The organism is Nostoc sp., assembly GCF_041747015.1.
Classification (GTDB): Bacteria; Cyanobacteriota; Cyanobacteriia; order Cyanobacteriales; family Nostocaceae; genus Nostoc.
Map to the genome: position 1 here is coordinate 1 of NZ_JBGTFY010000373.1, position 6,777 is coordinate 6,777.

General features: G+C 38.2%; 3 protein-coding genes and 1 pseudogene. 2 read left to right on the forward strand and 2 right to left on the reverse strand.

Translation table 11 applies throughout. The annotated features are described in order from the left end of the window. Window positions 1-552, reverse strand: a 552-nt coding sequence (locus tag ACEW80_RS29560; protein ID WP_373530026.1) for a DEAD/DEAH box helicase, incomplete at its 3' end; no start/stop codon positions are given. A 175-nt stretch (window positions 553-727) separates the two neighbouring features. On the opposite strand from ACEW80_RS29560, the gene ACEW80_RS29565 reads away from it, so the two are divergent. Together ACEW80_RS29565 and ACEW80_RS29570 are read left to right on the forward strand one after the other, a co-directional pair. Then, window positions 728-6,052 carry an AAA family ATPase gene (locus ACEW80_RS29565; protein ID WP_373530027.1) on the forward strand — a complete coding sequence of 1,775 codons (5,325 nt, stop codon included), beginning with the start codon at window positions 728-730 and terminating at the stop codon, window positions 6,050-6,052. A gap of 113 nt (window positions 6,053-6,165) precedes the next feature. After that, window positions 6,166-6,414, forward strand: a complete 249-nt coding sequence (locus tag ACEW80_RS29570; RefSeq protein ID WP_373530028.1) for a hypothetical protein — start codon at window positions 6,166-6,168, stop codon at window positions 6,412-6,414. Here the strand turns inward: ACEW80_RS29570 and ACEW80_RS29575 are convergent. Beyond that, window positions 6,411-6,777, reverse strand: a pseudogene (locus ACEW80_RS29575) (DNA polymerase III subunit delta); the annotation flags it as partial. The gene ACEW80_RS29570 and the pseudogene ACEW80_RS29575 sit on opposite strands and share 4 nt — an antisense overlap.

Here is a 6,777-nt window from a genome sequence, read left to right on the forward strand (position 1 = left end):
GACACCTAAAATATGCGGTTCACTCTTGAGGATTTGTTCTCGTTTTTCTGATTTGACATCTCCAGTGATCATTGCCAGTATGGGTCTGGATTGTGTTGGTATGGTAGAGAGTAGTTCAGAGATTTTGTGGAACTGGTCTAGTGCTAAGGCTCGTAGTCCATAAAAGGCTAATGCTCGATGTTCTTCATTTATACAACCTTCCAGAATGGCGGGGTATGTGCTGAGAGTTTTGCCACTGGCTGTGGGAGATGTGAGGATTAAACTTTTACCTTGTCTAATTGCTTGTAAGGCTTGAAGTTGGTGAGAGTAAAGTTGGGTAATTCCTAATGAGTGAAGTGCTTTAATTAATTTATTTGGTAGGTCATTAGGGATATTTTTCAGATTAGGTTCTTTGGCAGGGATAGTCTGTTGCCAGAGTAAATCTTCACCTAGAAATTCAGCAATATCTGTTGGTTCAGTAGGATAGTTATTTGAGTTGGAATTTTCTGTAATGGGTGTATGAGGTGGTGTCCAAAAACTCTGAAGTAATAGACTATAATTGGGCGTGTTCATGGCGGTATTTTTCGCTCATTGCCCTAAAAAATCCCCCATTGGGGGAGTGATATTAAATTAGGAATACAGCAGGTCTAATATTTTTATACCACACACTTCATTGCTCAATAGTCTTTTTTGACAATGTTTTGTTAAAACTGGTAAAGGAAGCTACTTATTATAGGAATGATCGGGCATGGCGGATGATGAAACAAGGAACCTAACTACGATGAGTGATAAACTGGATCTGCGCTCTCAGTTAGAAGAGTTAACGAATATTTGGCAGAAAGATTATCCTAAGCGAGCAGGTGGGGGTTTATTAGCTTTAAGTGGTTTTAAGTACCAGTTCCTTTTGATGCTTCTAAAAATTATTGATCGATGGAAAAAAGCTTCTGATTCCGAGCGTCAAAATCTGAATACAGCCCATGATCTTCTCAGTGAGGTTATTTCAGACATTACTGAATTAAGTGAGTCTGTTACCCTCACACAAGCCAAGCTTACTCTTTCAAAAGATGCAGTTGGTGATGCTCTTGAAGAATTTTGGGAAATTTTCAATTTAGCATCTGAGCATACACCTAGATTGTTAAAAAATTTACGTTTCGTAATCTCTGGAAATTTTGAAGGTAAAAGGGAACCTGCTAAAATTATCCACGGATGGCGTACTAAAACACCAAAATATCAGCCGGAAAAACTTGATGAGTTTAAAAAATATGTTGAGCCCAAAATAGTCCCAGATCCAGAAATAAAATTAACAACTGAACTAGAAAATCTTTCACGAGATGAAGATACAGCAACAACCATCAGCCGATGGTTGGGTTATCTTCTTCAAATTGGCTCTGGTATTTCCCCTGAACGTGTTAGCGCCCATATATGGCAGGAACTAAGAGATGATAAAAGCTTAGAAGCGTTCTGGGCAACGCGAGGAAGATTAGTTAGTCAATCAAACTATTGGCTTCATGCTGTTAGGCATACTCTGGGCAGAAATCTTTCTCTACCTAGAACAGATACACTCTCACAGCTACAAGCATCTGTACTTGCAAAGCGAATAACCCTTCTTATTGGCCCGTCTGGTTCAGGGAAGTCAGCACTTTGTAAGCTGAGTATCCAAACTATTTTTCAGAATTTCACTTTCACGTCCTTGTTTCTTCATCCCCAGGACATTATTAACTTTACAGAAGCCCCAGATTATGCTTCTAGTAGAGAGACAAGGCGTATTGATGAACTTATAAGGAAACAAGTCATTGAGAAACCCCTTATCGTCATAGATGATTTGGATGATGTCGATAATCAAAGCTTTAATTCTGTACTTAACTTTCTCCAAAATGTCTTGGCTAACGAGACATCAACTGATGTGCGCTTCATTCTCGTGGCTCATTTAGATGCAGAAAGCAGTATTTGTGAGAAAATTGCTGCTCGACTTGGTACACAAATTTCAAGTGATAATATTGTTAAGCTTCCGCAGCTACCTATTAATGAACTTCAATCATCTAATGTACTACCTGGGGAAATTGCTAACCTTGTTCAACGTGCTGATGAATTTGGTCCCGCTTTGAACCTTAAGCTTCTAGATTGGCTGATTAGAAGTGTTCAAGAAAATGAAATAAACACATCTTCCTTTAGAAATGATTTAGACTTGCTTAATTGGTTTTGGTGTTATCACGTAGGAAATGGAGGCAAGGTAAGTGAAGAAGGTCGTGCGCTCATTAAAATATCGCTAGATTTAGCAGAAAAATTTACTCCTAACTTATCTATATATAAGTTGCCTGTAGCTTCGCAAATCTTGGAAACACTTATGCGGCGGGACTGTCTACGAGTTGCAGAGGCAAAGGAAAAGGTAGCTGTTACACATCGCTTTATAGGAGACTGTGCAAGGTTTCGCTATCTTTTGAGTAATCGTTGTGAAGTGGAGGTCAGTGAGGTCAGTCAACTTGCAACATGGTTGAGAAATCCGCTTTGGTCTCAGCCAATACGCTGGTTTGCCTTGCACCTTGCTATGGAGTCGGAAGAGACTGAAACATGGCAAGAACTTCTTCAAGAAGCATTATCAGGTGAACATTTACAACTAGTTGATGTACTGCTTGATGGAGCAATTTTGAGCAGACAACCAAGTTCTGTTCTTAATGTCTGCGTTGGTGAACAAATTCCATTTTTTATAGAGCGTCTTTTTTCTCGGCTTTTTGCGATCGCAACTGATGCGACTCCTGATTTCTTCGGGGTTTTTGAGTCAATGTCCGCAAGTGCAAAGCTTATCTCACGCGAGCGTACAATAGGAACTCCAAAAGCACATCTGTGGCAACCTATTTGGCTTTGGATCTTGGAACAAAATATAGACGCTTTAATAGAAAAACCTAACTTAATCTTTAAAGCAGCAGAAGCTTGGCTAAACTGGGGTGTTGCAGAAAGATTTCCACTCAGGGTTCAGATTGCAGAGCTAATTCTTGATTTGGCTCAGAGGGTATTGCTACGCGACCCTGATCAACAGAAACGGGACTGCCTAGATGATTCCTCCTCAGCCACTTTTACCTGTATAGTTTTTGCATTAAAACTTGTTCCAGAACGTTCGGCTTGGCTTTTGAGGGCTTTGGCTGGAAGAAAAATTATTCCAGCAAACAAATTAGAGCCTACTGAAACCTCTCCTTTCCTTACAAGACCCGGAATAGGTGTACTTAGCAACCCACATCCAAGAGGTCCATCAGGACAAGTTAACGATCAATTCCGTGAATTCATGCTTGGTCAAAGAGGTGTATATCTCCGTGCTGTCATGCGTGTAAATGCACAGCTTGGTGTAGAGTTACTTCTCGCACTAACCATTGCACCACCAAGTTACCGTTATGAGTTGGAGTATCGCTCCGATGTGTTAGATGATGATCTTGGAACAGAAGGCTCTGATGCTATTGATGTCTGCACATTCAAGTTTTTACCATTTCTTTATCTCCTCCAAATAAATGAACCTCTTGCAATTGATGTTGTTGAAACTCTTTGCCAAATAGCTACAAATAGTAGCTATCAGGTTCTAACCAATCTTAATCAAAGGATAGATCAGTCAGAAAGAAATTCAGAAGTTAGCGAGTTACTGCGCCTAAATGAGACTGATACTTATGAATTAACACTAATTATTGGTGATACTAAGAAAAAATTCCAAGGTGAAAGATACGCGCTTTACTGGCATCGAAATTCTTCACCTCCTAAAATTGTTGCTTGCTTCCTAATGACTTTGGAAGGTTGGTTTTACAGCCGCCCTACCAGAGAGCAGCTTGAACACTCTATCTCTCTCGTCTTAAGTCGTTCTAGCACTGTTGCAATGCTTGGCGTACTCGTATCTCTGGCAAAATGGGATTTCAGTCTTTTAAGCGGATCTCTCTTGCCTCTTATCTCATCGCTACAATTGCTCGTATGGTTAGAATTTGAACAGATGGATTTCGGTCAAAATTTTGGATTTGACGGTATCCATGCGGGGAACGCCTTATCACAACAAGAATATCAAGAGCTTCTCGAATTCAATCAATTCTCGTATCGTAAATATGATCTTCAAAAGATAATTCTTCATCTATGGATCAATGGAGTTATTCCTTCAAAAACACAAGCTAAAATTATGGCAGATTGGGATAATTACCAACTTGCGGTTATTGCAGATATTAACAGGGATCGGGCATTGAGAATCCGAGCATGGTTTGGAATAAGCAATTGGCAAGAAGGTAGAGATAATAACGAAAATAAAATTTTCCGTTTCATCGGTACTCTCCCTGACGATACTAAAGCCGAAGCAGAATCTGCACGATGGCATCTCAGTAACGTCCAAATCGTCGAGAAGTGCCGACTAATTTTAGATGGAGAAATGCAAAAGACTCCAGAACTACACAACGAAATGGTTACATTTTTGACAAGTGAGAAACAGCTTAATTTGCTGAAAAAAAGTTCTGGAAAAAAAGTTTTTTTAGATGTAGTATGGGCAGCAATAGCAATTATTCTACAACCACAAATTTGTCCTTCAAAAGAAGAATTTGACATGGAGTTTAATCATCTTGCTGATAACCTTTCAAATACCCCCATATTTTTAGATAACCTCAATCGTCATCAGTTATACAACTTAGACGCTAAAGCCTTTATATCTCATGTAGCTCCTAAATTATTGAAGAGAATCCAATCTGAAAAAAATTTTCGAGCAGGTGCTTTTCGTTGCCTAATTGGTATACGCAATCATGATACAACTACATTTATGCGTTTATGGATAAGAGAATATGGGCTTACTCATTCACTAACACGAGAACTTATTAATCTTGCACCTCGAATATCCCGTCTCATTACCCTAACTTATGCACTTTCATATACCAATGCGATACAGCAAGCAACTATTTTTCAAGACGGACATCAAATAATCCCACTCATTCCACCTCCTGAAGTCATGGATCAAGTAGTAAGCCTAAGTAATGGAAAAGATCCTCAAATTGAGGAGGCTTGGTCTATCTTACAAAATGACTTTGTTGAAAGTAAATTGACTGATAAATCTATTATTGACGTTTCTGAATGGATTCCAGCAATATTGGTTCAACCTCTTCAAGAATGCCCTGGTTGGTTCCGGCAATGCTTTGATTGGGAATTCTTAGCAGCAGCATTAATCCCTGTACTAGAAGCAGAACCAGATAGTGAAATAGCTCATAATTTAATAAATTCATTACGCGAGGAAGTAATTTTTGCTTTGCTTCATGAGAGAGAAAGTATTTATATAGACTATAAAGCTGCTAAGAAAAAAAATAGACATAATTCTACAAATAGACGACTTTATAAATCTCAATCACAAATTTTAGATGTAATTTTAATATCTAATTCTACAGGTGCAGGCAAGTCAATTGATATAATTCTTGATGTTTTACAAATAGTTTGTCTTGTAGATTGTGTTATTTTGAGGCATATTGTACGTACAATTATACGACATGATTTACATATTTTAAGTACTTCTATTATTAAGGATTGTTCTCTAAATACAATTGACGAATCATTCCAAAAATATACAGCTTTTGCGATTGGAGAATACCTTTTTGAAGTTATAAATCAGCAAAAATCAGATTCACGAATTCTTGGTAATATCAGTGATGTGTGGGAAAACTTGATATACTTGCTATCACAAGAGTTTAAAGATCATAATGAAAAGATCAATAATTTAGACATAAGACTTACGGAGTTCTTCAAGCGTTTTCAAGATGTATTACTTCCTGATTGGGTGCTGAGAAGAAAATTGTACCAAGTTGGTAAATCAACAAGATACAGACAGTTACGGCGTGTACTGTTCAAAGCTCTTATTCAACACCAGGAACTTTTACCCAATGGCAGAAATGATGAAAGTGAGCTTTTAGTTCAAGTTCTTGCTGAACTTTGGGAGTTAGACAAAAACTGGATTATAAATAATAACTCTCACCGTAATGGTTTCAGAATATTGCTTGGACAATTACAGGAAATTGATGCTGTAGGTGCAAGAAGACTATCAGATCAAATAGCCGATTTTTTAATACATCACCCTCACTAAACAATTTAAAACAATCTGGCGCGAAATAATGGGTAAAAATTACGCTGGACAAATACACGATGTAATTTTTCCTGGGCAAGATAATGTAGAAACAGAATCGTATAAAAAATATTATGCAAGCTTACAAACTCAAGTTAAAAATCGATCTAGCAGGGAACTTAGTGATTACCAAACCTGTAAATTTACCCCCTGGAGATGTGGAAGTGATAGTCTTGAAGACAGTTGATACTATTGACAATACTACAGTCCCAGCAAGTGAAGCACTACCAGAAACACCTAAGAGAAAATCTAGGGTGAAAGCATTTGAGGGTTTATCTAAAAATGTCCCACCCGTTCCACAAAACTTTGATGCAGCTAATTAAGTTAACTTGAATAACCTGCTAACACTAAGAATTGTTGGTAGTAAATTCTTCGCTTCAGCACCTCTCTTAATAGACATCTCCAAATCCAGCATCATAGTCACTGCCTTAGCTAAAGCATTGATGCTTGTATTTGCTACCTCCTGACGCAAATAGTAAATGCGATTAGGATTGCTGATACTGCACAGTTGAGCTAATTCACTATCTTTCTTAGCCCCAGAAACAATCGCAGACTTAACCCACAGCCAAGTTCTAAACTGCGTTAGGAGAGTGCTAACAATCACCATCAATGGTTCCGAGCGTGACAGTAAATCATCTAGCAGGTGCAAAACTTGATTGCTTTCTCCTTGACGAATAGCAGATGCC